Below are 240 nucleotides of genomic sequence, written 5' to 3' on the forward strand. Positions count from 1 at the left end.
CGGGGATATCGTGATCGCGGCATCAGTCGGTAGTTTGCTGACATAACGGAGAAGATGAGATGCCCGAGATCGCGATGGGCGCCTTGATTCAGAATGGGACCGTTCTCCTGGCCAGACGCAGTTCCAGGCGCAAGGTGCACCGGGATCGCTGGAGCCTGCCGGGCGGACATATCGAAGACGGCGAAGACGCCGAGACGGCATTGCGCCGGGAATTGATGGAAGAAATAGGCGTGATGCCGC

At 60.0% G+C, this 240-nt stretch carries 1 protein-coding gene; it reads left to right on the forward strand.

The window, feature by feature from the left end:
* Positions 1–59 precede the first annotated feature (59 nt).
* On the forward strand, positions 60–240 hold a 181-nt coding region (locus EOD29_RS34670), incomplete at its 3' end, for an NUDIX domain-containing protein (protein WP_127248913.1).

This window comes from Mesorhizobium sp. M1A.T.Ca.IN.004.03.1.1 (genome assembly GCF_003997555.1).
In the GTDB taxonomy this organism is placed as follows: domain Bacteria; phylum Pseudomonadota; class Alphaproteobacteria; order Rhizobiales; family Rhizobiaceae; genus Mesorhizobium.